The 25,576-nt window shown below is 55.9% G+C and carries 29 protein-coding genes and 1 tRNA gene; 24 read left to right on the top strand and 6 right to left on the bottom strand.

Annotation, left to right across the window (positions count from 1 at the left end; translation table 11 throughout):
• Positions 1–5: 5 nt before the first annotated feature.
• The 13 genes from IMCC20628_RS13500 (at position 6) to IMCC20628_RS13560 (ending at position 10,121) form a co-directional block, all read left to right on the top strand.
• Entirely contained in the window at positions 6–1,247 is a 1,242-nt protein-coding gene (locus IMCC20628_RS13500; protein WP_047030650.1) for a phage portal protein, read from the top strand.
• Positions 1,244–1,573, top strand: coding sequence for a gene transfer agent family protein (locus IMCC20628_RS13505; protein ID WP_197078299.1), 330 nt, complete (start codon positions 1,244–1,246; stop codon positions 1,571–1,573). Before IMCC20628_RS13500 ends, IMCC20628_RS13505 begins: the two co-directional genes overlap by 4 nt.
• On the top strand, positions 1,570–3,168 hold the full coding sequence (locus tag IMCC20628_RS13510; RefSeq protein ID WP_047030652.1) for a phage major capsid protein: 1,599 nt from the start codon (positions 1,570–1,572) through the stop codon (positions 3,166–3,168). Before IMCC20628_RS13505 ends, IMCC20628_RS13510 begins: the two co-directional genes overlap by 4 nt.
• A gap of 11 nt (positions 3,169–3,179) precedes the next feature.
• On the top strand, positions 3,180–3,566 hold the full coding sequence (locus tag IMCC20628_RS13515; protein WP_047030653.1) for a hypothetical protein: 387 nt from the start codon (positions 3,180–3,182) through the stop codon (positions 3,564–3,566).
• A gap of 2 nt (positions 3,567–3,568) precedes the next feature.
• Positions 3,569–4,198, top strand: coding sequence for a hypothetical protein (locus tag IMCC20628_RS13520; RefSeq protein ID WP_052766424.1), 630 nt, complete (start codon positions 3,569–3,571; stop codon positions 4,196–4,198).
• Between the two features lie 74 nt (positions 4,199–4,272).
• Positions 4,273–4,635 (top strand): HNH endonuclease signature motif containing protein, encoded by a 363-nt coding sequence (locus IMCC20628_RS24740; RefSeq protein WP_343123260.1) that lies wholly within the window; start codon positions 4,273–4,275, stop codon positions 4,633–4,635.
• Complete coding sequence (locus IMCC20628_RS13530) at positions 4,632–4,937, top strand: head-tail connector protein (RefSeq protein WP_047030654.1); 306 nt, start codon at positions 4,632–4,634, stop codon at positions 4,935–4,937. The genes IMCC20628_RS24740 and IMCC20628_RS13530 overlap by 4 nt, the downstream gene beginning before the upstream one ends.
• 22 nt (positions 4,938–4,959) lie before the next feature.
• Complete coding sequence (locus tag IMCC20628_RS13535; protein ID WP_047032569.1) at positions 4,960–5,355, top strand: HK97-gp10 family putative phage morphogenesis protein; 396 nt, start codon at positions 4,960–4,962, stop codon at positions 5,353–5,355.
• A complete protein-coding gene (locus IMCC20628_RS13540; RefSeq protein WP_047030655.1) occupies positions 5,352–5,771 on the top strand; it encodes a DUF3168 domain-containing protein in 420 nt (139 codons plus the stop codon). Before IMCC20628_RS13535 ends, IMCC20628_RS13540 begins: the two co-directional genes overlap by 4 nt.
• Complete coding sequence (locus tag IMCC20628_RS13545; protein WP_047030656.1) at positions 5,768–6,085, top strand: phage head closure protein; 318 nt, start codon at positions 5,768–5,770, stop codon at positions 6,083–6,085. The genes IMCC20628_RS13540 and IMCC20628_RS13545 overlap by 4 nt, the downstream gene beginning before the upstream one ends.
• On the top strand, positions 6,082–6,486 hold the full coding sequence (locus tag IMCC20628_RS13550) for a phage terminase small subunit P27 family (RefSeq protein WP_047030657.1): 405 nt from the start codon (positions 6,082–6,084) through the stop codon (positions 6,484–6,486). Before IMCC20628_RS13545 ends, IMCC20628_RS13550 begins: the two co-directional genes overlap by 4 nt.
• Positions 6,486–8,105, top strand: coding sequence for a terminase TerL endonuclease subunit (locus IMCC20628_RS13555; RefSeq protein ID WP_343123261.1), 1,620 nt, complete (start codon positions 6,486–6,488; stop codon positions 8,103–8,105). Before IMCC20628_RS13550 ends, IMCC20628_RS13555 begins: the two co-directional genes overlap by 1 nt.
• Positions 8,106–8,114: 9 nt before the next feature.
• Positions 8,115–10,121 (top strand): hypothetical protein, encoded by a 2,007-nt coding sequence (locus tag IMCC20628_RS13560; protein ID WP_047030659.1) that lies wholly within the window; start codon positions 8,115–8,117, stop codon positions 10,119–10,121.
• Positions 10,122–10,145: 24 nt separating this feature from the next.
• Here IMCC20628_RS13560 and IMCC20628_RS13565 read toward each other — a convergent pair whose 3' ends face one another.
• On the bottom strand, positions 10,146–11,189 hold the full coding sequence (locus IMCC20628_RS13565) for a hypothetical protein (RefSeq protein ID WP_156174514.1): 1,044 nt from the start codon (positions 11,187–11,189) through the stop codon (positions 10,146–10,148).
• Between the two features lie 322 nt (positions 11,190–11,511).
• On the opposite strand from IMCC20628_RS13565, the gene IMCC20628_RS13570 reads away from it, so the two are divergent.
• From IMCC20628_RS13570 to IMCC20628_RS13595, 7 genes are all read left to right on the top strand, one after another.
• Positions 11,512–11,943 carry a hypothetical protein gene (locus IMCC20628_RS13570; protein ID WP_156174515.1) on the top strand — a complete coding sequence of 144 codons (432 nt, stop codon included), beginning with the start codon at positions 11,512–11,514 and terminating at the stop codon, positions 11,941–11,943.
• 4 nt (positions 11,944–11,947) lie between these two features.
• Positions 11,948–12,829 carry a hypothetical protein gene (locus IMCC20628_RS13575; protein WP_047030662.1) on the top strand — a complete coding sequence of 294 codons (882 nt, stop codon included), beginning with the start codon at positions 11,948–11,950 and terminating at the stop codon, positions 12,827–12,829.
• Positions 12,830–13,061: 232 nt separating this feature from the next.
• Positions 13,062–13,235 carry a hypothetical protein gene (locus IMCC20628_RS25140; protein WP_156174516.1) on the top strand — a complete coding sequence of 58 codons (174 nt, stop codon included), beginning with the start codon at positions 13,062–13,064 and terminating at the stop codon, positions 13,233–13,235.
• Between the two features lie 86 nt (positions 13,236–13,321).
• A complete protein-coding gene (locus tag IMCC20628_RS13580) occupies positions 13,322–13,822 on the top strand; it encodes a hypothetical protein (protein ID WP_047030663.1) in 501 nt (166 codons plus the stop codon).
• 92 nt (positions 13,823–13,914) lie between these two features.
• Positions 13,915–14,550: a hypothetical protein gene (locus IMCC20628_RS13585; RefSeq protein WP_047030664.1), complete on the top strand. Its 636-nt coding sequence runs from the start codon at positions 13,915–13,917 to the stop codon at positions 14,548–14,550.
• Positions 14,550–14,747 carry a hypothetical protein gene (locus tag IMCC20628_RS13590; protein WP_047030665.1) on the top strand — a complete coding sequence of 66 codons (198 nt, stop codon included), beginning with the start codon at positions 14,550–14,552 and terminating at the stop codon, positions 14,745–14,747. The genes IMCC20628_RS13585 and IMCC20628_RS13590 overlap by 1 nt, the downstream gene beginning before the upstream one ends.
• 90 nt (positions 14,748–14,837) lie before the next feature.
• Positions 14,838–15,857 carry a hypothetical protein gene (locus IMCC20628_RS13595; protein ID WP_047030666.1) on the top strand — a complete coding sequence of 340 codons (1,020 nt, stop codon included), beginning with the start codon at positions 14,838–14,840 and terminating at the stop codon, positions 15,855–15,857.
• A gap of 206 nt (positions 15,858–16,063) precedes the next feature.
• Here IMCC20628_RS13595 and IMCC20628_RS13600 read toward each other — a convergent pair.
• Together IMCC20628_RS13600 and IMCC20628_RS13605 are read right to left on the bottom strand one after the other, a co-directional pair.
• Positions 16,064–16,137: transfer RNA gene (locus IMCC20628_RS13600), tRNA-Gln, on the bottom strand.
• Positions 16,138–16,350: 213 nt separating this feature from the next.
• On the bottom strand, positions 16,351–16,932 hold the full coding sequence (locus tag IMCC20628_RS13605) for a biotin transporter BioY (RefSeq protein WP_047030667.1): 582 nt from the start codon (positions 16,930–16,932) through the stop codon (positions 16,351–16,353).
• Positions 16,933–17,103: 171 nt separating this feature from the next.
• Here IMCC20628_RS13605 and IMCC20628_RS13610 point away from each other — a divergent pair, with 171 nt between their 5' ends.
• Positions 17,104–18,012 carry an MBL fold metallo-hydrolase gene (locus IMCC20628_RS13610; protein ID WP_047030668.1) on the top strand — a complete coding sequence of 303 codons (909 nt, stop codon included), beginning with the start codon at positions 17,104–17,106 and terminating at the stop codon, positions 18,010–18,012.
• 32 nt (positions 18,013–18,044) lie between these two features.
• Here the strand turns inward: IMCC20628_RS13610 and IMCC20628_RS13615 are convergent, their stop codons facing one another.
• On the bottom strand, positions 18,045–18,956 hold the full coding sequence (locus tag IMCC20628_RS13615; protein WP_047032570.1) for a DUF1499 domain-containing protein: 912 nt from the start codon (positions 18,954–18,956) through the stop codon (positions 18,045–18,047).
• Between the two features lie 181 nt (positions 18,957–19,137).
• Between IMCC20628_RS13615 and IMCC20628_RS13620 the strand changes: the two genes are divergently transcribed.
• From IMCC20628_RS13620 to IMCC20628_RS13630, 3 genes are all read left to right on the top strand, one after another.
• Complete coding sequence (locus tag IMCC20628_RS13620; protein WP_052766427.1) at positions 19,138–19,569, top strand: hypothetical protein; 432 nt, start codon at positions 19,138–19,140, stop codon at positions 19,567–19,569.
• Between the two features lie 186 nt (positions 19,570–19,755).
• A complete protein-coding gene (locus tag IMCC20628_RS13625) occupies positions 19,756–20,997 on the top strand; it encodes an aconitase X catalytic domain-containing protein (RefSeq protein WP_280949417.1) in 1,242 nt (413 codons plus the stop codon).
• Complete coding sequence (locus tag IMCC20628_RS13630) at positions 20,994–21,413, top strand: DUF126 domain-containing protein (protein WP_047030669.1); 420 nt, start codon at positions 20,994–20,996, stop codon at positions 21,411–21,413. Before IMCC20628_RS13625 ends, IMCC20628_RS13630 begins: the two co-directional genes overlap by 4 nt.
• On the opposite strand, the gene IMCC20628_RS13635 is transcribed toward IMCC20628_RS13630, so the two are convergent.
• Together IMCC20628_RS13635 and ppdK are read right to left on the bottom strand one after the other, a co-directional pair.
• Positions 21,397–22,485, bottom strand: a complete 1,089-nt coding sequence (locus IMCC20628_RS13635) for a YeeE/YedE family protein (RefSeq protein ID WP_047030670.1) — start codon at positions 22,483–22,485, stop codon at positions 21,397–21,399. The two genes, IMCC20628_RS13630 and IMCC20628_RS13635, sit on opposite strands and share 17 nt — an antisense overlap.
• Before the next feature lie 177 nt (positions 22,486–22,662).
• Positions 22,663–25,335: a pyruvate, phosphate dikinase gene (gene ppdK / locus IMCC20628_RS13640; protein ID WP_047030671.1), complete on the bottom strand. Its 2,673-nt coding sequence runs from the start codon at positions 25,333–25,335 to the stop codon at positions 22,663–22,665.
• Between the last annotated feature and the right edge of the window lie 241 nt (positions 25,336–25,576).

Below are 25,576 nucleotides of genomic sequence, written 5' to 3' on the forward strand. Positions count from 1 at the left end.
TACCAATGTATCAGACTGCATTAAATGGAATTAAGAAAACTCTAGGGTTCACGCCAGAAAAGAAATCATACTCACTTACTGATCCCATTTCGATTGACATATTTGGTGGAAACCCAACAGCTTCCGGCATGCCTGTTACGGCAAATTCAGCACTACACAATGCAGCAGTGCTTCACGCAATCCGCCTGATTGCTGAAACAATTGGTTCTCTTCCTTGTAAGCTCTACCGCGAGGAAGCCGACAGCAAGGAACCAGCCAAAGACAATTCAAGCTATCGCCTTGTTCATGACCGGGCGAACGAATGGACCAGCGCAGGGCAGATCCGCGTCGATTTGACGACCGACGCCCTTATGCATGGCGCTGGCTTCGCCGAACTGATCCGCTTCGGCGACGGTCGGCCTTTTGAGCTTCACCGGCTCACGCCCGGCACGGTTCGACGCTGCTTTGAAGACAATGGCGAACCCTACTATCTGATCCAACTTTCGAATGGCCAAACCCGGCGGCTCTCCTTCCGTGACGTGCTCTATGTGTCGGCATTCAGTGGCGTGTCACCGATCAAGCTCGGCAAGGAAGCCATCGGTGTGGCGATGATTCTTGAGCGCCATGCTTCGCAGTTCTTCGGCTCCGGGACACGTCCATCTGGCGTGATCTCCAATGATGACAAAGCGCTCAATGGCGACGCTGGTGCGAAAACGATTTCCAACATTCTCAAGTCCTTCCGGAACTGGCGGCAAAGCGCGAATGGCGACCCCCTGATTCTTGACGGCGGTTGGAAGTTCGATCAGCCCGCAATGACCTCGACCGATGCGCAGTTCCTCGAAAACCGAATTGAGCAGATCAACGAAATTGCCCGCATTTTTGGCGTACCGCCATCGATGCTCTATCAGCTTGATCGCGCCACCTGGGGCAACGCCGAACAGATGGCCGCAAGCTTCCTACAGCTCTGCCTTCGCCCATGGCTCGATAAATGGCAGGACGCTTACGCCACGGCGCTACTGACCGAAGACGAGCGCGACACGCACTATTTTGAGTTCGTAGTAGATGACCTGCAACGCGCAGATGCAGCGGGCCGGGCTGAAATCTTCAGCAAGCTAGTCGCCATGCGCGCCATGACCCCGAATGAAGTCCGCGCCGCGATGAACCTTCCGGCGATGGACGGCGGCGACGAACTGGCCAACCCATACACAACAACCACGCCGCCGAACGGCAGCAATGACAACGCCCGACCGGCGAAGGAATCAGCGTGACACACATCGCATTTTTTGGAGATGGCGAAAAAACCTTCCTTCTTCCTTCCGAACAGATTCTTGAACTTGAGCGCAAGACCGGCACCGGCATTGGTGCGATCTACGCCCGAGTGATGACCGGACAGTTTCAGTTCGATGACATCATTGAGGTGATCCGGCTCGGCCTTATCGGTGGCGGCACGACGCCGATGGAAGCACAGGCGCTTGTCGAAGCCTATGCCAAGCCAACGCCGATCATCGAAGTATTCCAGCTTGCTGCCGATATTCTCGAAGCTCGATGGAGCGGCAAGGTCGAAACTGAAACCGTTTCTGGTTTGCCAGCATGACCGAACGTCTCGAATTCAAAGCGGCCCTCACGGTTGACGATACCGGTGAGATCACCGGCATGGCGTGGCCATTCGGTTCACCGGATCGCGTCGGCGACGTTATCGAAAAAGGCGCCATTTCAATGCCTGCCAGCGTTCCGATGCTGTTCGCCCATGATCAAGGGCAAGTTATTGGCATCTGGGATCAGCTCACAGAAAACAGCGATGGCCTGACCGTCAAAGGCCGGTTGCTTGTCGAAGATGTTGAGCGAGCCCGTGAAGTGCGCGCCATGATCCGCAGCAAGGCAGTTACCGGCTTGTCTATCGGTTTCGTGACCAAAACCGCCAAGCCCCGCCAACACGGGCGCACGATTACCGCCCTCAACCTCCACGAAATCTCAGTTGTCGCGATCCCATGCCATCCGGGCGCGCAAATCACGTCGATCAAAGCCGCCGATGGCACGGCAACGCAAAAGGAAAATCATATGGAAAATGAACTCGAAAACACCCAGGCACCAACCGCCGACCCGGTGATCGAAAAGAAGGACTTCGACGCCCTGAAGGCTCGCCTCGACAAGATGGAAGCCAAGGCCAATCGACCGGTTGCAGCTAACAACAACAACCCTGACGGCTCGAACGACAACATCGAACGCAAGGCGCTCGCAAGCTTTGTGCGCACCGGTTCCGATATTGAAGTGAAGGCGGCAGCGTCCGACTCCAATGTCGATGGTGGCTATTTCGTATTGCCAACTGTGGACCTGTCCATTCGCAGCCTCATGACTGACCTTTCACCGCTGCGCGGACTGGCTGAAGTTGTCACTATTTCGAGCGATACCTATGAGCGCTTCTATTCGCTCGGCAAGCGTGGTGCGCAACGAGTTTCCCAGCGTGACGATCGCCCGCAGGACACGGCACGCCCGGAACTGATCAAGCACAGCTACGGCGTCGGCGAATATTATGCTGCACCAGCCGCAACCCGTCATTTGCTGGATGATGCCAGCGTCGACATAGCAGCATGGTTGCTCGACAACGCCGTTCATGATTTCGCAGAAACCGAAGGCGAGGATTTCCTTACCTACACCGGTATGGACGGCTTTCCGCGCGGCTTGCTCGACTATCCCACCGCAGCCACAAAGGACTTCACCCGCGAATGGGGAATGTTTCAGTTTGTCCCTGCAGGCCATGCTAGCGCACCGACCGACGACAATCTGGCGAAAGCCTTAATCGCGCTCGTTAGCTCGCTTCGCCGCCCCTACAAGGGTAACGCCCGCTTCCTGATGAATTCGGCAACGGCGCTTCGCCTTCGTCAAATTCAGGACACCACCAAGCGCTTCCTTTGGGCACCGACAGGCAACCTGATTGAAGGCATTGATCATCCGTTGCTCGGCTTCCGCGTCGAGATTGACGACAACATGCCCGACATTGGCGAAAACGCCTTCCCGGTCGCCTTCGGCGATTTCCGGCAGGGATACGTGATCGTTGACCGGCACGGCATCCGCGTCGAACGCGATTCTGTGACTGTGAAGGGCCGCATCCTATTCGACACCTACAAGCGTGTCGGCGGTGGTGCTGGCGACTTCAACGCCATCAAATTCCTGAAAATCGCAGCGGCATAAGGAGACCCATCATGCGCGATATTTATTCCGACTTCGGCATTGCCGCTACCATTGCTCCGGCAGTTCAAGCCGCCACGATCAAGGGAACGGCAGTCGATACCAAGGGCTTCGGCTCTGCCATGCTGGCCATCAATACCGGCGCGATCGTTGGCGATGGTCTTTACAGCGTGAAGCTTCAGGAAAGCGACACGACCACAGACGGCGATTTTGCTGATGTTGCCAGCGCTGACCTTCTTGGTGAGCTTCCGGCAGCACTTGCCGCAGCCACGGCCTATAAGCAGGGCTATATCGGCAGCAAGCGCTACATTCGTGCCTTGATCACCAAGGCCAGCGGCACCAGCATCGCTGCTGGTGCGGTTGTGATGCTCGGCCATCCGAACATGGCTCCGGTTGCCTAACCATGACCTTGTCGCTCGCAAATGACGAACAGACGCTTACGCTCGGTGGAAACACCGTGCGCTTGCGTCCGTCATTGCGGGCGGCGGCTCGCCTTGAACGCCTTCACAACGGCCTCGCAGGTCTCAGCCGTAGCATTAGCGAATTCCACATCGGCACTATCCGGGACATCATCAAAGCAGCCGCGACCGACCACGACCAGGCAAAGGCATTCATCGCCGCCTTCGACGCCATGCCATTGAACATCGTAGCAAGCACCGTGGCCGCGCCAATCATCGCCTTGATCACCGGTTGCGTTCCCGCTTCAAGTGACGATGACAAGCCATCCACAACCGGCAAGCCCGTGCCTTGGCAGACCGTCTACAAAGAGCTTTATCGCATTGCGACCGGTTGGCTCGGCTGGACACCGGAAACAGCCTGGAACGCCACACCGACCGAAATCAATGAAGCCTTCACCGGGCACGTTGCCAAGCTAAAAGCTATTCATGGCAGCAATGACAACGAAACGAGCGCTCAACAGTCTCTTCCCTACTCTGCCGATCATCTCAAAGAGATAGACGCGCAAGGGTTTGATCCCGCGTTCGATCGAGACGGGTTAACTTCCGTTCGGAACCAGATCGCGAGGAAGCGCTAATGTCACGCCCACCCCGTATCTGTTCTTGCGGCAATGTCGTGCCGCACGGGTTCACCTGCCAATGCCAGCGCCAAATGACACGCGAGCGCAACGCCCGGCATGACACCAACCGGCCTTCAGCCCGCCAACGTGGCTATGATTCACATTGGGAGAAAGCCCGCGCGGATTATCTCATAGCGCACCCTCGCTGCCAGTTTTGCAGCGAAGTAGCCACAACTGTTGATCACATCATCGCTCATCGCGGCGATCGTGGCTTGTTCTGGAATTCCGCGAACTGGCAACCCCTTTGCAAACGTTGCCACAACAGCGTGAAGCAGCGGATCGAGCGTGAGGCGGGGGTAGTCTCTAACTTGCAAGCGTTTGAGGGGACCGGCGGGGGGAGCACCGCGCAAGAGACGTCCGAAATAACTTTTTCTGAAAAGGCCAAAACTTCATGAGTGCCGTCACCCTTGCGCTCGCAAAAGCGCACATGAACATCGACGGCACTGCCGACGATGAACTGATCCAACTCTACATAGACGCGGCTGAAACCTTCGTCGGCAATTATATCGGCAAGCCCCTCGCCGACCTCGACCCTATGCCGGACGATTTGAAGCTCGCGGTGCTGAAGCTGGTCGCCTTCTACTACGAACAGCGGGAAGCCGTTGCCTTTGGCATAACCATGCAGATTGCGCCCTACGGCGTAACCAGCATCGCCAACTCCTACCGGGAAAATTGGTTTGGTGAAGATGGCGAATAACGACAACGGCCTCGCCGCAACGATGGCGGCTTTTGAACGTGCTCGGACAACGCCACGGGCCACAATTTTACCGGCTCTCATCAAGTCCGGAGAAGAACTCGCACAAGCCCAAAGTGCTCTCGCTGAAACGTCGCGGGATTCGGGGGCATTGATCGACAGCATTGAAACTACACTGCCTGGCCAATCGACACCGCCCTACTCGCAGCCAGGTGGCTCGCGAGTAGCTGGAGAAACTGAAGTGCTCGTAACCGCTGGCAATGCAGCCGTTCGCTATGCGCATCTGGTTGAGTTCGGAACCGCGAACGCTGAAGCACAGCCATTCTTTTGGCCAGCCTTCCGGCTGCTACGGAAGCGTCTGCAAAACCGCATCAATCGCGCTGCAAAGAAAGCCGTGAAAGACGCTTGGGGCAAATCATGATTGAGCCAACATTAGCGCTTCAGAGCGCCATTCGTTCAGCGCTCACAGCCTCACCGGACGTGACAGCCCTTGTTCCCGCTGACCACATTCGCAGCGGTAGCACACGCCCGGAGAAGCTGCCGACGATCATCATGAGCAATGGCCGAACCATGTTCCTTGGCAATGCGTCAGGCTCGCAATACATCGCGCGCGTTCTTTTGGACCTTCACATTTGGGCATTGGAGGATGGCGCGGACACAGCGCAAGCGATTGGCTTTGCCGTCTGCACGACGCTAAAGACAGCGCCCGACGCTGCCGATTTCAGCTTCGATGAATTCAGCCTGCCCGCCGTTCGTTGGATGCGCGACCCTGATCCTGACTTGTCCTACACTCACGGCGTTGTCGCCATCGAAGCAGTCATTCGGTGGACCGTATGATGCGCGCTGGCAAGCTTGATCGCACAATCACAATCGAACGGCTTGCCGAAACGATTTCACAGACGGGCGCGGTTTCATCCGCCTGGACAAATATCGCCACGGTTCGCGCTGAGATCGTGACACAATCAGCGACTGAATTCCTGAACGGGTTTGGCGAAGCTGAAGACGGCAGCATCGTTTTCCGTATCAGGCATCTTTCAAACATCTCGACCGCCGACCGCGTGATCTACGACGCGACAGCATACAACGTGAAAGAGATTTCCGAGATTGGACGGCGGCGCGGGCTCGAGCTTCGCACGGTGGCCACATCATGACGCGCGGCCTGAAACCTTCGACCATCACGCCTGGCACATCACCGGTAGTCCGTGTTCCGTCTGCACCGTCCTATCTGTCCAAGGAAGCCAAAAGCGAATGGCGGCGTGTGGCACCGATCTTGGTTCGTGAGCGCAAGGTGCTCACAGTTGCGGACCTGGCTACCCTTGAAAACTTCGTGATCGCCAGCGGCACCATGCGCGAAATGCACACGCTGCTTCAGGCTGAAGGCTATGTTTTGCCGAACGGAAAGAGACACCCCGCTGTAGGCATCCTGACAGCTATGCAGCAACAACAACTCCGATGCGCAGGCGAGCTTGGCCTTACACCTACCGCCCGATCGCGCGCCGTTATGATCGGCACCGACGACGATGATGACGACAACCCGCTCGCAGTGACATGATGGCGAGCACCTACCCCGAATGGATTTTCGACGGCAGCCCGATAGACGACCCCTTTGGCTATGGCGAGCGGGCCGTCCGTTTCCTTCGGCTACTCAAGCACCCGGCAAGCACCGCACCGAAATCAGCATTCCAACTGTTCGACTGGCAAGAACGCATTATCCGCCGAATTTACGGGCCGCGCCATCCGGACGGCAGACGCATAGTCGAAACCGTGTTTTGGATGATCCCGCGTGGCAACCGAAAGACAAGCCTTGCCGCTGCGCTGGCGCTGCTTCACACCATCGGCCCGGAAAGAGTTCCTGCCGGGCAGGTAATCTTTGCTGCTTCCGACCGTGAGCAAGCCGGTCTTGGCTTCAAGGAAGCGGCCAATATCGTCCGCATGGACAAGCGCCTGGTCGCGGCGACAAAGATTTATGACGCTCACAACTCGGCAAAGAAGATCGCCTTCAAAGCAGAAGGCGTCGAGCTTCAGGCAATTTCCAGTGATGGCGCGGCACAGCACGGCAAAACACCATCCTTCGTGCTGGTCGACGAGATACACGTATGGAAGGGCCGCGATCTTTGGGAAGCGCTGAAGTCCGGAATGGTAAAAACCAGCGGCACCCTCATGGTGATCGCCACGACTGCCGGGCGCGGCTCTGAGAATATCGGCTTTGATCAATACGATTACGCCCGCCGCGTGGCATCGGGGGAAATCGAGAACCCCGCCTATCTGCCCATTATCTTTGAAGCTGCCAACGACAACGATTGGCAGGATGAAGATGTATGGCACCGCGTTAATCCCGGCTTGAAGTACGGCTTCCCTAACCTCAATGCACTTCGTACGGCAGCCAAGGAAGCCGAACACCGCCCGGCAGACCGTTACGCATTTAAGCAATTCAATCTCAATGTCTGGATGGCGCATTCCCGCGATCCGATTTTCGATATGGCTGTATTCGACAGCGGCAAAATGCCGATCGACCTTGCAGACCTAGAAGAACTGCCCTGCTTCATCGGAGTCGATATGTCGGTGAATGGCGATCTGACTGCCGTTGTCGCCGCATGGCGGCATGATGATGGCCGGATCACAGTTCATCCTTGGTTCTTCGTGCCAAGTGAAGGTCTAAAAGGACGGGCAGAACGCGATGGCGTTCCCTATGAGCAATGGCGTGATGAGGGTCTTATCAACGTGATCGAAGGACCGGTGATCGAACCGACCGAAGTCGAAAAACACATTCGCGAACTTTGCGCCCGTTTCGATGTTCGGGAAATCGCATTCGATCCTCATCTTGCTCGCATGACCATGCAGCGCCTTCATGATGACGGCTTACCGGCAATCGAGATGCGACAAGGCCCGCTCACCATGGGTCCGGCCATCGGCACACTTGAGCGCGTGGTGAATGGCCGGGCGCTCCGCCACAATGGTCACCCGGTCCTTCGCCATCACTTTGACAGCGTCGTTGCGTCGCGAAACGACACCGGTCTGGTTCGGATGCACAAAGCTAGAAAGACCGATCGGATCGACGGCGCGATTGCCGCAGTTATGGCGGTTTCCCGTGCCGCTGCAAATGACAATCGCCGCTCAATCCTCGACATGGACCCCGACGAATTCAATCGGTTGGTCGCAGAAGCAGCATAGGAAATTCAGATGGAAGACACGCAACGCCTTGTGGTGAGCCTTGAAGCCCGCCTGACCAAATATGAAAAAGACATGGCGCGCGCCGGGAAAGCCACGAACGACAATTTCCAAAAGATGGAGCGACGTTCTACCCGCTTCTCTCAGAATATGGTGAAGTCGACCGGCAGGGTAAACACCGCGCTGGCATCGACCGCCGCAAGAGTTGGATCGCTTTCCAAGCTTTCGGGATTCAACGTATTTACAGCCGGGGCAGTTGCAGCTCTCGCACCGGTGCTTTCCATATCCGCAGCCTTGATGAAGGCGCGAGATGCTGTCACCAGCTTTGACAAGATCGCCAAGAACGCAAAGGCAACCGGGCTTGATTCCGATTTCTATCAAGGCCTCATTCACGGCGCGGACCTTGCCGGAGTGGGTGTAGATGAACTCAATGCTGGTATGGTCGCTTTTATCCGCAATAGCGGCCTTGCAGCGGTCGGCCAGGGCGAGCTTGCGGGCAAGTTGAAGGAACTGAACCCGGAATTGCTGAAGCAGCTTCAAAGCGCCAAGACGCAAGAGGAGCGGTTTCGCCTGGTCGCCGACGCAGTCAAAGCAGTCACCTCCGAAACACAAAAAGCGGCGATCGCATCGGCAGCATTCGGGCGCAACGGCGCGCGCATGGTCGAACTTCTAAAGGACGGCGCGGACGGACTCGACGCAATGGCGACCGAAGCTCGCCGCCTGGGGCTTGTGATCGACCGCGATGTGCTCGCCAAATCCGAAGCGATGAACGATCAATTGAGTATCGCCACGCGCATTATGGACGCTGAATTCAAGAAGGCGCTTGTAGACCTCGCACCGGTCCTCGTTTCGACAGCGCGCCTTGCCGCCGATGTTGCGGGCGCTATTCGCCAAATCGTTGACGCCATGAAGGGGCTTGAAACCAAATCGAAGGCCGGGCTTCTGGAAATGCTGGCCGAAAAGGAGGCCAATCTCAAAAAAGCCGAAACCTCATCTGTTGCCGGGTTCATCCTTAGCGGTGCGGATGGCGAGGGGTTGGACCGGTTGAAAGGCGAGATCGCCGGGATCAAGGCCGAACTGAAAAGCCGGGCGATCGATGAACTGCGCGGCGGGCTCAATCGACAAACTGCCGAATTGCAGCGCAAACCGGATGATATTCCCGATACCGGCAATGGCCGATCGACAAGCCGCAACAAAGCCGCTGAAGCCGCATTGCGTGAAGCCGCTGCCGTCACGGATCTGATCACCGACTTGCAGGCCGAACGCAACGAGATCGGCATGAGCGATGTCGAACGGGATAAAAGCCGGACGCTTCGCCGGGCCGGGACAGGCGCAACCGCAGAACAACGGCAAGAGATCGGTCGATTGATCGAAGCCATAAACGTCGAGAAGGAAGCACAACAGCAAGCCGCCGACACGGCGGCTTTCTTCAAAGACAGCACCTATCAGGCATTCACCGACCTGATCCCGACGATCGAGACGGGCAACGCGGCACTAGACGGCTTCATCAACCGGCTGATCGAAGCCGTGGCACAAGCTGCGCTTCTAGGCGAAGGACCGCTCGCTGGCATGTTCGGTGGCACCGGTGCTGGTATCATCGGCGCGTTGTTCGGGTTTGCCGGTGGCGGCTATACCGGCGATGGCGATAAGAACCAACCGGCAGGTATCGTCCACCGTGGCGAATTTGTCATGAGCAAACGGGCAACCAAGAACATCGGCATCGACCGTCTTACTGCGCTACATGGAAGTGCTTTGCGCGGCTTTGCGGACGGGGGATATGTCGGCACGGCACCGTCGATCCTGAAGCCGGACTTTCAGCCAGCGAACCAGAATGTTGCGCAGACAATTTCGATCAGTGCACCGATCACGATTGAAGGCTCCGCCGGCACACCCGATCAAAACGACGACCTGGCCAAGAAAATGCAGCGCGAACTTGAGGGCACCATGCGCGGCGTAGTGGCTGATGAGTTGCGCGTGCAGATGCGGCCTGGCAACATGCTGAACAACGGAAAGAGGTAATCAAATCCATCCGGATTCTATATTCTAAATTTTTGTAACGAAATAGAAAGCGTAGTTTGCTACGGATGACACAATAAGCCCTATAAATACGTCACGAACAAGCCTAAAGGGTTCTTTGCTCTGTTCAAAGCGAAACTCTTTCATACTTTTTTCCGCTTTTTTATTTAGTACAACATAAGATTTTTTCTTACTTCCGGAATTTCCTACCCATATAGAGAAAAAAATCATTGATGCAAAAAATATTATATAATACAATATTTGAAATGCAGATGGCCCAACCTCAAGGTATCTCCTCAATACCTCTATTGTTGAGCTATAAAATTTTTCAATTCCGTCATTTTTATTAAAAATTGGAGTAATTATATTGTCTATTTGCGCTTTTGTTCTGTAGTAATCCACTATTACAGGAACACCAACGGAGGACGCAAGAAAAATTGAAACAAAAATACTTCTTACAATACTTATAAGCTTGTATGGAGTTTTTTCATCAATGATAAAATCGTCTAATGACGCCTTTAACATATTATCTATGTCTTCCGCCCATGTTCGCTCCGTAGATCTTATCAAATAAACAATTCCATAAGTATCGTAATTACTCCCAGTAATAAAAACCCCAGGTTTATACGATCTACTCAAAAAATTGTGAGAAGAAAATGCTTTAAAATCGATTTCTTGTTTTTCTGGTATCTCTTTTCCGGGGAAAAAAATTAAATACGTAATAATAAATTTGATAGATACAGTTTCTGAATTTGATGTGTCAACGTAACTTGAAAATGTTTCAATGTTCGAGATAGTACGAATATGCCCATCTGCGTAACCAATCTTTGCATTGAACTCGATTAAGTCAAATTCGTTCTGTTGAGCAATTCTTTGTTCAATGAGCTGAATTAGATGATTTACACCTTCTTTATTTAAGTCGAACTGACCTTTAATGGGCCTCTCAATTTCATAAGGTTGCCCCAATAGGCTTTTCACAAAATCTCCAATTTTTTCACGCTTTACGCGAAAAGAAAAACCTGAGGAACCCTCACCGTCTCCGTCCTCTGAGAGTATTAGTTGATTTGCCATCTTTGCCCCATTCATCTGAAATAGATAGGAATCTTTAAGGCGAGAGGCTCGCATAGATCGTTGCTTTTCTCAAATCCGTTTTGGATTGCCTAATCAAGCCATAAGTCTCGCTTTGATAGGCGGGGAGAGCCCTTGGCTGCCCCCCCCCCGCCTAAGTACAAAATTGCTGCGACCGTTCATACGCTGTCTAACCCTTGAAAGTCGGTTAAGGGCCGAATGTGTCGACGCAAATTCCGCCATAACCCGCACCCGCGATCTCTTGTCGGGCCTTGCTGGATTCTGTTGTTTCGTGTATATTGGTGGTCACAATAAGGAGCCCGTCATGGCGAACCATATCAAACTACCTGCAGAGCGAATTCAGCAGTTAAGCGCACTCTCTAAAAATCTGAATATGAAGATACCAGATTGCATCGCGATGTTCATCAACGAACAGATCGCTAAGGGGAATTTGCCTGATGAAGTGCCTGGAATGAAAGTCGAGCGCGCTGGCGACAGGGTCAAGCTTGACCTCGGCACTTTCTCCAAGACACTCACACGCGACCTGGCGAAATCCTATGCCGATACGATCAGGGGCATTACCGGTCCCATTCTGAAGCCATCGAAGAACAATCCATTTCTTTCAGACGCCAATCTCGGCGCTGTGAGAAGGGGAATGAGCGTCAAGCTTCTGGACCTTGATACCGGCGCGGAGAAGACCGTTTCCCGCTCGGTCGCCAATGACTTTGCCGCCAATTTGAGCAAGGCAGCCAATTAAAGCCGTGGCAAATGTTGACAAAAATGCGAAACAGAAGCGGGTGAAATCGGCCTATCGCGACGGCAAATTTCACCCGTTGTTTCAGGCGGTTGATGCATTCGAGCAAGCGGTGGCTGAAGGGGGCATTTCAGTTACATACGTAATACCCCCCTCACGCCCTACACAACCAACCAAAGTCATCTCTATCAATAAGCCACCCCAGACCAACAACAAGCCCAAGACCACACCCGAACAACTCACCGACAAAGAACGCGAACACTCCGACCGCTTCTGGCGTCAGTACAACATAGAAACCCCACACCTCACAAATCACCGCAAACCAGCCTTGTGGCGCGATCTGTCGGATCAGGCTCGCATCGAGTGGTTTCACCGCGCAATGCACTCCACGGGCAACCTGGCGGACTTTACGCTCAACCTATCGCCGGAGATAGAAGCAAAGGTGCGGGCAGCCAAGTCCGCTACCAAATACCTGGCCGATCGCCTTAACCGTGAGCTCAAAGCTGCACTTGGTCGGAAGGTCGATCTCTGGTTCGTGTTTGAGCTAACAGACCGGAAACGGCTGCATATTCATGGCGAGGTGAATCTCGCAGCCAAAGATTTCCAAGCAGCTCGAAAAGCCATGCGCCGGGCCGGTGGAGAATGGACGAAGAACCGTCAGCATCAAGTTAAGATTAGAGAAGCACCAACAGTGGTGTGGGCTAACTACTGCGCAAAAGAATCCTATAAGACCCAGCCAAAAGCCGGATATCTCTCGATCATTAAGAGGCCAATATCCGGTGATTGGTATTACGCATCAAACAATGTTCGCTCTGAATCATGTATATTCTACAACAAGCGTCGAACGAAACTTCTTTCTGAATACACAAATATCGTTATGATCGATTGATATAGTTTTTTAATATTGCATAAAAACAATATTTGATATATAGTTTACATGTTCATGAAACTCCAAATGAACAATCAACATAATGGCCGGTTTGGATTCGTCCTTTCCGGCCATTTATATCAGATAAGTCAATTTTGACTTACCTATCTATTTGATTTTATTTGATTTTTATTGTTGACATGAGAATCCACAAGATTCAGTTATAGCGCTCACCTCAACCAAGGAGAGCACAATGCTAACCGACACCTACCTTTCAGACACAACCTACCAGAACCTCATCGAAGCACTGCTGAAGCTCACACCTTCAGCGCTCGAGATCGAATGCACCGACCGGCTCAAGATGATCCTTGGCGAGACTGCCCGGATTTGGCCCGACAGCATTCGCAGCGATGAACCTGCCGGTTAGGCCGCGCCCTGTTTCGTTATGCTCTGAAGCTAACACTTGACAAATCGTTATGATTAGAACATAACGCTCCTTAATGGGAGAAAGTCATGGCACTCAGCAATGCAGAACGACAACGAAGGCATACCAAGCGCAAGCGGGAAGCTCAGAAGGCACCTGGCGATGCAGTGAGCAATCTTGCGTCGCGTCCATTTTCGGAATTCTACGCCGATGACGCGAACGTCGAAGACTTCGAAATCCCGCTATTGATAGCGAGCATTCCGATCCCGGACTTTTACCATGACGGGCCAGCAGAATTTGCGGATGAATTGAAATTCTCCGAACTGCCCGACGCTAGCAACTCACTCCAACGGGCAGAAATGACCGTGGCTTGCCTTATCGACGCTGCCAGCGGCTTGGCGGCGCTCATCAACAAACATAAACGCGAGGAAATAGACGCACAGCTTCAACTACATGCAAACTCACAACCCATCGACCCCGTCGCGGCCAAGGCGAAGGAAGCTGACATTGCTCGGCTGAAAAAGATGCTGGCCCGGCTAGATAAGCAGGTCCGGTGGTCATTTCCACAGTGGAAAGTGACGGGCGATTAGCCATTTAAAAAGGGACTGGCCAAGCAACGTTTCTCAGGCACCGCTTGGCCAGTCCACACATTAGAGACATCACCAACTTAGGAAACTTAGCGATGACAAACGACAATAACACACCATCCACACCCGCCACAATGCACAAGGATGCGCAGCTTGCGGAGAGTTTCAAGCTAGCAAGCTCGCGACACAACAAATTGCAGGACGCCTATTCGAAATATGAAGAAGTCTCCGAGCTTCACCGTTCCCACTTGGAAAATTGGGGGGGTGAATTGTTGATGGCAATAGGGGCCTTGGAGCCTGCCGGTAACGTGCCTGATGATCTGATGGCCATGGTAACCGCCTTCAATCTTCACAGCGCTCAATTGCAGAACGAACTTCGAAGCCCGCAACCGCTGAAATTGAGTTTTGAAGAACAGATAGAATGCACAAAAAGCTTATGCGATGAAATCGAGAAGCCTGAAATCCCCGTCAAGCGCATTCATGAACGTATGGAACGGAAACAGTTCAACAGCTTCATCAACGGCCTTCATGGGCGGACAGGAACCGAAGACACAATGGCCGACAGCATTTATGAAACGGATGAGTTCTTCGTCGAAATTTTCAACAGTTCTCCGTCCGGCCTCTTCATCGCGGCTCACTACAACAAATCGAACCTCGATTATCATGTTGTAGATGTTATTCGGACCCCCGATCCTGAGTTACAGGCTATGGAAATGAAGGGGACAGCATAATGCCGATGCCGAAGGACACGCCTGCCGTTTTCGAAGAAATCCTTGCCGACTACCTGCATGGCACCATTGACGCCGATACGGTTCGCAGTCGGGTCGCTGACGCCATCAAGACAGAACCCGGCTTGCAGAAGTTCAAAGATGAGCATTTGGCATGGACGGACTATGACGAAAGCGTTGTTTGGCTTCAATCCACCTAACTATCGCAAGCCCGCCGGTCTCATTCGGCGGGCTTACAGTTTTAGGATATTCTTTTCAATCATGAGTCGGCTAAGTTGGGAAGCATCCGCATGAGCAAGCAAAGTGATGAACGTGGCGTTGGAGATTGGCCTGCGATATCCGAAAATCACTGGTATACACTTGCTATTACCAGCGCGATATTCACGGCACTCGCTGTCCTATGCTCATTCCTTTGGATTTTCGCTGATGGGTTTGACCCCGAAAAAGACGTAAAGAGTGCGCAAGTGCTAGCTCCCTTCGGAGTCGCATTGTTCGCTCTTGTGACTTTTTGCACAGCAGGTTGGCGTGGTTCTATCAATACACGTCAGGCGAATCAGTCAGAAAACGAAGGTCGTGCAAAACTATTGCAGGAGGGTGCAAAGTTGCTTGCGGATGTCGAAAAACCGGCTCACGTCTCTGCGGGAATCGCTACACTCGGTGTTCTAATATCAGGTCCAGATAAGGGGTATGCTTTTCAAGGTATGAGCTTACTTGCAGATTTTGTAGAGGACCGAATGTCAGAAAATCATAGCAACCGTCATCGTTCTCAAATTTCTGGCGCGATGCGAAGCGGCGAGCAGAATGGTGTGAACACAGGGCGCGAAATCTCATTCGACTGCACCAACTATGATCCTGACAATCACTATGATGACGACTACGTCACTTATTGGAACTTTATCCCAGGATTCGCATCTATTCAGTACAAGAGTGGCATTTTCGATTACGACATTCACTATGAAATAGATAATCTCGACAATGTTAATTTCAATAATGTTGAAATTCGCGGATGGCGACCAGTAAATGTAGATGATCGGTTCTACCGGTGTAGTTTTTCGAATTGCGATATAGGTTCTGTTTCTTCCCTCATCGCGCTTAGAAATCACAAAGAATTTGAATTTTCGTTTGAAAATTGCGACTTCTCAGGTTGTATCATACATGTTCGCGAACTTGTTGAAATAGGTCTGAAGAAACAACATAACTACTATCTACGCGGTCGACCGCCTATCTTACTTGGTTTCGACGAGCCGATTGATTGGTCAAAAATACTGCTTTGCGAGGAAACGAAGCCGGATCGACACTTCCTGCTTTGAATCCAGGATTGGCTAAGTGCGACCGCTTGCGAAGCGTAAACCCAGCAGATCAGCGTCGGAACGCAGAAAAATAGGGTTTTTCCCAATTGTTATCCCAAGGTGTAAAATCGGAGGGTGGCTGATACGCTTGTATCATCCACAAAACTGTAACACTTGGCGTTTTCTAATTTAATCTATCTATTTGATTTTAAACAATAAATATGAGTTGGCTGGGGCGCCTGGATTCGAACCAGGGGTGACGGTACCAAAAACCATTGCCTTACCACTTGGCTACGCCCCAACACTCAGCCCGACGCGTGGATCAATCGCCGGGCGCATCCCGGAAATCTCCGGAAGCATCGCCGGGATAGCAAAAGACGCGCCCGATCACAAGCGGCGAAACCATCCCTCGGCAAGGAAATTCAGTGCATCAAAAAACCCGCGCAGCATCACGCTACGCGGGTCACTCATTCAGTCACCCGAACAAAGCCCGAGTTTCGAAGTGTGTTTCGGCTTAGCGCCGCAGCAGGTTGGCGATCTGCCAGCCAGCGGGAACCACCGCAGCCGCCAACGCTGCCTTGATCACGTCGGTGGCGATGAACGGGCCAACGCCCCAGGCAAGCGCCTTGTCAGGTCCGAAGACCATTGCGATCCAGGCTGCGCCGAGAAGCAGGATGATGGCGGTGCCTGTCAGGTTGACGGCGAACAGCTTGAACGCGTTGCGGTCATACCCGCGATCGGCGGCCCAACCGGTCAGGCCGGCGGCAATAACGAAACCGGCGAGATAACCGGTTGTCGGACCTGCAAAATAGGCAAGACCGCCGCCATTGGTAAACACCGGAAGACCGGCGGCACCCTCAATCAGGTAAGCGGCAAGCGTTGCAAGCGCGAGTTTGCGACCGAAAGCAGCAGCGATGACAAAAATCACCAGCGTCTGCATCGTGACCGGGACAGGCCAGAACGGAACGGTAATCTTGCCGGCAATGGCGATGGCTATGCTGCCAAACAGCGCAAGAGCGCCAAAAGTCGCGTAGCGGGCGGCTGTGCTTTCAGGGGCGAAAGACTCGACGAGGGAGCGAGCGGGGGCGATGGCCATGGATCTTTCTCCAGTTGGTTGGCATGCTGGCGCAGTCACGCCTTCAAATCGGTATATTGACTTAAGGGGCTGACAGCAAGACAGTCCCGCCAAAATCAACGGCCATCCACAACTGGCCATGGCAAAGGGCTTTGGCATTGAGCCAAGCCATTGCGGAAATTGGAGACATTGGTGAAAGAACCGGAGTTCGACAAGGCTTTCGAGCCGGCCCATGGTGATGCCGTGGCTGTTGCCGAGAATGTGCTGCGGGTGACCGCACCCAATGCCGGTCCGATGACCTTCCATGGCACCAACAGCTATATAATTGGCCGCGACACACTGGCGGTGATCGACCCGGGGCCGGAAGATGAAAGCCATTGGCGGACCCTGGTCACTGCCATTGCCGGCCGTCCGGTCAGCCACATCTTCGTGACCCACACCCACAAGGACCATTCACCACTGGCCGCGCGGCTCAAAGCTGACACGGGTGCTACGATTGTCGCCGAGGGGCCGCACCGCGCCGCGCGCCCGCTTTTCACCGGCGAGGTCAATCCGCTCAAGGAAAGCTCGGACATGGATTTTGTCACGGATGTCGCCTCTCTGCATGGCGACGTGATCAGTGGCGACGGCTGGGCCATGGAAACCTTGCACACGCCGGGCCATACGGCCAATCACGCAGCCTTCGCGCTGATGGGCACCGGCCTCGTTTTTTCCGGCGATCATGTCATGGCGTGGGCGACATCGATCATTGCTCCACCCGATGGCGCGATGAGTGATTTCATGGCTTCGCTCGACATGCTGGCCGCACGCGACGACCGCGGCTACCTGCCTGGTCACGGCGGACCGGTAAAGGAGCCACGGCAATTTGTCCGGGCGCTGAAAACGCACCGGCGGATGCGCGAACGCGCCGTTCTCGGTCGAATTGAAAAGGGCGACCGGCTGATCAGCGAGATGGTCAAGGTGATCTACCGCAGCACCGATCCGCGGCTGCATGGAGCGGCGGCATTGTCAGTGCTGGCGCATCTGGAGGATCTGGTCAGCCGCGGCGAGGTCGTCACCGACGGACCGCCGGCGATCAACGGCGAATACCGGGCGGCTTAGGAGTTGTAGGGTGAACCCTGTAGCGTCAGTATCTAGCCGCCGGCAATGCCGAGCAACCGGATATCGAGGTCGCGCAGAAAGTCCTTCAGCAATTCGGCGTTCAGACCAAGATCATGGTCTCCGTCCCGTGTTGCGGCGCGCATGTCGACAAAGGTGGTTTCCTCCTCTTCGACCAGCTGGATCAGCACATCTTGCGGAATGCCGAGGATCAGGGTTTTGGTTGCGTATTGCACGAGGGCGAATGTGGGTTGGGCTGCAAGCGGCTGGTTCTCGATGTCCGGGCGCGGCAGGGGGATGGGGGCCCGCGCAGGGTCAACCTCGCCACTGGATGTGACCTCGCTCTCGCCTGCTTGCTCAGTCGTCCGCTCGAGACCATCGACCAGCGCTTCAACTCCGACATTGGCAACCTGCGTCCACTTGTTTTCCTCCACCACCGCGCGCACCGCCAGAAGCACACGGTCGATGGCGCCCTCATAGCGTCGCCCGGTGACCTGCGGATAAGCCATGATTTGCAAGTCTCGTGCAGCCGGATCACCGCCATCCGACCGCCGCATCCAGGACGCGGTGATGACTGGTGGCTCAAGCCATTCCGGCGCGTCGACAATATCTGTCGACACATCATGGATCGTGGGAAGAAGAACATAGCGGCTGGCCGCAATGCCGACGGGGATCAGCACCAGCAGCGCCATCACCAGGCCACTGAAAGACGCATGGCCGCCTTTGGCGCCGACATGCCAGAGCATGAAAAAGCCTATCATCGACAGTCCCAGCACAAAGATCGCCAGAACCGACGCCAGCAAAATGGCAGCAACCGCATTGGGCAGCACCAGTATGCCCGCCCGGTGCAGTGCCAAAGCCATCAATGCCAGCAGCAGGGCGAATCGGCCAAGCCTGCGCGACCAACTGGCGGCGATGGATTGCGGTCGGTGAGGTCGGAAGGGCATGGTGACGACCGGGTCTGCGGGACAAGAGGCGCGCGGGACTGCACGCATGGATGAGGTGGAATTCCTTAGCCGCTCAGGGCAGTCGCGGCAAGCGCCTCACTTCAGCCATGCTTGAAAGCAATCCTCGTTTCCGGGGGTAGATCAACCCGGACAAGGTCCACGGTTTTCAAGGAGATCCGCCATGGCGACTGACGCCACATCAACGCCCATGCATGGCCAAGTGCAGCCTGCCTCAACATCCGTGGGCGTGACGCAGCCAACATCTCTGCGCCGCCCAAGCGAAGCCACCCGCTCCCCGATGGCGCTGGATCTGGTTGAACTTGATCTGGCGCTGGACCTCAATGACGTCGGCGGAAACGGATTTTGCGAAGCCGTTCGCGAAGCCGCCAAGCGCGTAAACGGCGAATTCCTGTTTGATCTGCCTGCATCCGGGCTACTGGACGATGCGCAGCGAATTGCCGTTGTCTGCCTGTCGCGCGAAAATGGCGGACGGTTTGGCCTCGTGTTGCTGAGCAATGATGGCGACCAAGCCTGGGCAGTGGAACCTGATGATACAACTGCTGACCTGCTGCGGTTCGCCAAAGCCTTTGTCGCTGTGCTGGAAAAGCTCTGACATTCTTGGATCCAGCCATGATCTGATTGCACACTGACAGCCATCGCAAAAGCCGGAACGTGGTGCATCCGGACGGATCGGGGTGAGTGAATTCAACTCGATTTTTATGTGCTGAACTCGCAAAATCGCTGCACATTGTTACACACGATGCTTTAGTCTCCGCACTTCAAGCGCGGGGATAGCCAAGTGGAATTGACGCAGACAGATCGTGACATCATGGAGGGCCGGCAGGGGCGAGCGGCTGCAGATGCATTCGGCCTTGTGGTGCGATTCGCCCAGGCTGTCGGCGCCAGGCGTCTGCTGCCTTGCGCCAGCGCCCATGTCGATGGATGCCTGTATCATGGGCAGGCCAGTCTCGACTTCGTCGAGCGTTTCGTGGCTCTGGAGGGCCGCGTCAAGGTTCCCACCACCCTCAATGTCGGCTCGGTCGATCTCATCCACCCGGATTTATTCATCGGCGACCCTGCGATTGGTGCTGCCGGAAAGCGGTTGATGGAAGCTCATGTTGAACTTGGCTGCACGCCAAGCTTCACCTGTGCGCCCTACCAGACCTTGCTCAGGCCGAAATTCGGCGATCAGCTGGCCTGGGCCGAATCCAACGCCATCGTATTTGCCAATTCTGTCATCGGTGCGCGCACCAACCGATATGGCGACTTCATCGATCTGGCCTGCGCGTTGACCGGCCGGGTTCCTGATTACGGCCTGCATCGGCCCAGAAACCGGCTCGCGCGCGTGATCGTCGAGATCAGCGGATTTGCCGATGCCGGCCCGGACCAAGCAGGCGGCATTGCAGTGGCGGCCGGACTGATTGTCGGCAAGCAATGCGGCGACACGATTGCCGCTATCACCGGACTGCCGGCCTGCACGAGCGAGGACGATCTCAAGGCACTTGGTGCGGCCGCTGCATCATCGGGCAGTGTGGCGATGTTTCATGCCGTCGGCCTGACGCCGGAAGCGCCGGATCTTCAGACTGCGACGGGCGGGGAAGACATTCCTGTCGTGGCGCGGCTCGGGCCGGCGGACATTTCGGACATTCTGGCCAAGCTCTGCACCGTGCCCGACGGCACGGCCCTCACGGCAGTGGCGCTTGGAACACCGCATTTTTCACTGACCGAGTTTGACAGGCTGATTCCGATGCTCGATCTGGCGCCGTTTTCCGTGCCTATCTACATCAACACCGGACGTCATGAATGGCAGCAGCTGAGCGAAGATGGCCGTGCCGCGCGGCTGGAACGGGCCGGTGTCACCGTGGTTGTCGACACTTGCACCTATGTCACGTCGATCATCCGGGATCTGTCGGGGGCAGTGATGACCAATTCCGGAAAATGGGCCTATTACGCACCCGGAAACCTCGGGATTGATGTCGCCTTCGGCACCCTTGCCGACACGCTTTTGTCGGCCAAGGCCGGACGGGTGGTGCGGTCATGAGTGCGCGCGCTCTGGTGCACGGCACTGCCGAAGGCCCGGTTTTTCGGCTTGATGATCCCTTGAGCTTCTGGGGCGGGTTTGACAGCGCCAGCGGCACGGTGATCGACCGGTTTCACCCGCAGAACGGGGCCTGTCTGTCAGGCGCGATCCTGTTGATGGAGCGCGGCCGCGGCTCGTCCTCCGGCGCATCGGTGCTGGCCGAGGCGATCCGGCTCGGCACTGCGCCCGCGGCGATCATCCTGCTTGAAAATGACGCCATCATCGCCACCGGCGCGCTTGTGGCGCAGATGCTCTACGGGATCGATTGTCCGGTGGTGGCCATTGGCGAGTGTGCTGAGTGGCAAAATCTGTCATCCCTGCCCCGGCTCGTGGTTGAAGCAGGGACGGAGACCGTAAGGATCACTCCGCAGCAATGATTGCGGACGGGCTGGCAGACTCGCGCGCCACGGAGCGCAAGACAAGCTGGGTCAGCGCCGCGCCGCCAATCATCGAGGCCAGGCCGAGCAGCGAAGACACCGCCAGCACCGAACCGCCTGTGAGACCAGCGCCGATGGTGCAGCCGACGGCCAGAATGCCGCCAAAGCCCATCAGCACCGATCCTGCTGCGTAGCGCCAGATTGACGGCACACCCGGCTCGGAGAAGGTCGAGATGCGGAACTCACCCGAAAGCAGTGCGGCGACAAATGCACCGATGACAGCACCCAGGAGAACGCCCTGATCGAGCCCGGCAAATCCGCTTTCAAGCGCCAGTTCGCCGGTGGTGGCAAGCGGACGGATGAAGGACAGGCTTTCGGCCTGGATCGGCTCGAACACCTGGGTTGACAGCTGCCAGGTGAAATACCAGCCGGTAGCAACTGTGAGGCCGATCATGACACCGCCGAAAAGCCGCCAGAGCGACAGCTTCGCCTTGATCGCGAACCCGAGGGCAACGATGGCCAGGACTGCGCCAAGGGCAATGCCTGTCCAACGATCAAGACCTGTGAGTGCGAGCAAATCATTGTCGCCGATTGCAGCTGTACTCCAGACGCTGCCAATGCTGTCGCGCAGGGGCACCAGAACACCGCTATAGGTGGCGAGTGCGGTTACCGCGATGATGGCGATCGAAAAGACGCCGCGCAGATTACCCGAAGCGCCAAGCACCAGAAGCCGCGACACGCAGCCACGCGCCAGCACCATGCCGATACCGAACACTAGGCCGCCGATGATGGCGCCTGACAGGCTCTGTGCCGTGGAGAAAAACCGGGTTTCCTCGACATTGATCAGGTCCGACCCGAGCAGAAGCTGCACCGCCAGAATGACGGCTGCAAATCCTGCGGCCCAGGTTGCCAGCGGTTTGAGGTCGCTCTCGCCCATGGCAGCAAGAACCGCCGAACGAGTGCAATAGCGGCTGCGCTGGGCAAACACGCCAAATGCAAGGCCAAGAACGAGGCCGCCAACAAGTGCTGTTTGTGGCTCGCCGATAAGATCGATCAGAGGTACGAGATCCATCGCATTAGTCTCCATGAATTGTATCGGCAAAATACAATCTATGGCGAGTGATGAGATGGGCGGCATTTGCCGCGCGTCGAAGAGAAGTGGTTTTTTCTTCTCAAGGCCTCCGGATTATTGGAACAGCATTCCTCTTCGCAGATTCATTGGCATTTTAACGCCGATGCGATGTCGAGTTTATGCGCTGCGTGTTTTCTCGATTGCCGCCTGCGCTGCCGCCAACCGGGCAATGGGCACCCGGAACGGCGAACAGCTGACATAATCCAGACCGAGCGAATCACAGAATTTCACCGATGCCGGATCACCACCATGCTCGCCACAGATCCCGAGCTTGATGTCAGGACGCGTCGCCCTGCCCTTGTCCGTCGCGATACGAACCAGTTCGCCGACACCGTCGATATCAAGCGTGACGAAGGGGTCCTGCTCGATGATGCCCTTTTGCTGGTAGGTCAAAAGGAACGATGAGGCATCATCACGGGATATGCCGAAGGTGGTCTGGGTCAAATCGTTGGTGCCGAAGGAGAAGAACTCGGCAACCTCGGCAATTGCATGGGCACGAATGGCGGCGCGCGGCAGTTCGATCATGGTGCCGACAAGATAGGTGATGTCGACGCCGGCCTCGCCTATCACTTCGCGCGCCACGGCATCGATCCGCGCCTTGACGAAGTCAAGCTCCTCGCGAAGGCCGACCAGCGGGACCATGATTTCCGGCACAACCGGTGCGCCAGTGGATTTGGCAGCTTCAACGGCGGCTTCAAAGATGGCGCGGGCCTGCATTTCGGCGATTTCCGGATAGGAAATGGCCAAGCGGCACCCACGATGGCCGAGCATCGGATTGAACTCGTGCAGTTCGTCGACGCGCTGGCTGAGCTTTTCGACCGAAACCCCGATAACGCTCGCCACTTCGGCGATCTCTTCATCGGTTTTGGGCAGAAACTCGTGCAACGGCGGATCGAGCAAACGGATGGTGACCGGCAGGCCCTTCATGATCTCGAACAACTCGATGAAGTCGGAGCGCTGCATTGGCAACAGTTTTGCCAGTGCGGTTCGGCGACCGCCTTCGGAGCCGGCGAGAATCATCTCGCGCATGGCGGTGATCCGGTCGCCCTCAAAGAACATGTGCTCGGTGCGGCACAGGCCAATGCCTTCGGCGCCGAAGGAGCGCGCGGCACGGGCATCGGCCGGTGTTTCGGCATTGGTGCGGACTTTCATCCGCCGAGTAGCGTCGGCCCATTCCATGATCAGTCCGAAATCGCCCGAGAGTTCAGGCTGCAGCATTGCCACCGCGCCCCTGAGTACCTGGCCGGACGAGCCATCAAGCGTGATGACATCGCCTGCCCTGAGCGTTGTTCCGAGCGCTGTCAGCGTGCCGTTTCGCACATCGATCCGTATGCCGCCGGCACCGGATACGCACGGCGTCCCCATGCCACGGGCGACCACAGCCGCATGGCTGGTCATGCCGCCGCGCGAGGTGAGAATGCCTTCGGCGGCGTGCATGCCGTGAATGTCTTCTGGACTGGTTTCGACCCGCACCAGAATGACCTTGCGGCCGGTCTTGGCGGCTTCAACAGCCTCGTCGGAGGTGAAGACGATCTCACCGGTCGCAGCCCCGGGGGAGGCCGGCAGTCCGGAGCCGATGATGTTGCGGCTGGCATGCGGATCAATGGTCGGATGCAAAAGCTGATCGAGCGAGGCCGGGTCGATGCGCAGCACCGCTTGCTCGCGCGTAATCAGCCCCTCACCCGCCATATCGACGGCGATTTTCAAAGCCGCTTTGGCTGTCCGTTTGCCGGATCTGGTCTGAAGCATCCACAGCTTGCCGGATTGAATGGTGAATTCAAGGTCCTGCATGTCGTGGTAATGGCGTTCGAGCCGATCGCAGATGGCAAGGAATTCGGTGAAGGCTTCCGGCATCAGCTTTTCAAGCGAAGGCCGGTCGGAGCCGGCTTCGATCCGCGCGGCTTCGGTGATCGATTGCGGTGTGCGAATACCGGCGACAACATCTTCGCCCTGGGCGTTGACGAGGAATTCTCCATAGAGCTCGTTGGCGCCGGTTGACGGATTGCGGGTGAACGCCACGCCTGTGGCGGACTGATCGCCGAGATTGCCGAACACCATGGCCTGGACGTTAACTGCCGTACCCCAGGAGGCGGGGATGTCGTGCAATTGACGGTAGGTGATGGCGCGGGCGTTCATCCAGCTGGAAAAGACGGCGCCGATGGCGCCCCAAAGCTGCTGATGTGGATCCTGCGGGAACGGCACACCAAGTTCTTCCTCAATGATCGCCATGTAGCGGGCGATGATCTCGCGCCATTCGGCGGCGGACACATCGGTATCGAGTTCATGACCGAGGCGGGCCTTCTCGTCTTCGAGAATATCCTCAAAGACCTCGTGATCGAGCCCCATCACCACGTCGCCATACATCTGAATAAAGCGGCGGTAACTGTCGAAGGCGAAGCGCTCGTCGCCTGAATCGCGCGCAACAGCCAAGACGGTTTCGTCGTTGAGGCCGAGATTGAGTACGGTGTCCATCATGCCCGGCATTGAGGCGCGGGCGCCGGAGCGGACGGACAGCAACAGCGGCTTGTCCGGATCGCCAAAGGCACGCCCGGCTATTGTGCCAACGCCGACAAGCGCATCGCTGACCGCAGCTTCGAGACCATCAGGCATTTTGCGGCCATTGTCGTAATACCAGACGCAGGCATCGGTGGTGATTGTCAGACCCGGGGGCACCGGCAGGCCGAGATTGCACATTTCAGCAAGGTTTGCGCCCTTGCCGCCCAAGAGGTTCCGGTCCGCAGCCGAGCCTTCCGCTTGCCCGTCTCCGAAAGTGTAGACCCATTTCGTCATGCCGTTAGTCTCCGCGTCGCTCACCGGAAAGAATGAACCTGACCGGCCATGCGCATGGCTTATGCGGTGCGTGGTTGAAAGGTCAACCCCGCCCTTGGCTGCACATGCGCCTATATCGATTGAAAGCCGCCTGACAACCTTTCGGACATCTGCACGGTTTCGTTCCGTGAGGCGCTATCCACCAATCTTGAAGAATCGCTTAGTGGGATCAGGCCCCGGGTTTATGCGTCGGCTTGCAGGC

This window comes from Hoeflea sp. IMCC20628, assembly GCF_001011155.1.
Lineage (GTDB): Bacteria > Pseudomonadota > Alphaproteobacteria > Rhizobiales > Rhizobiaceae > Hoeflea.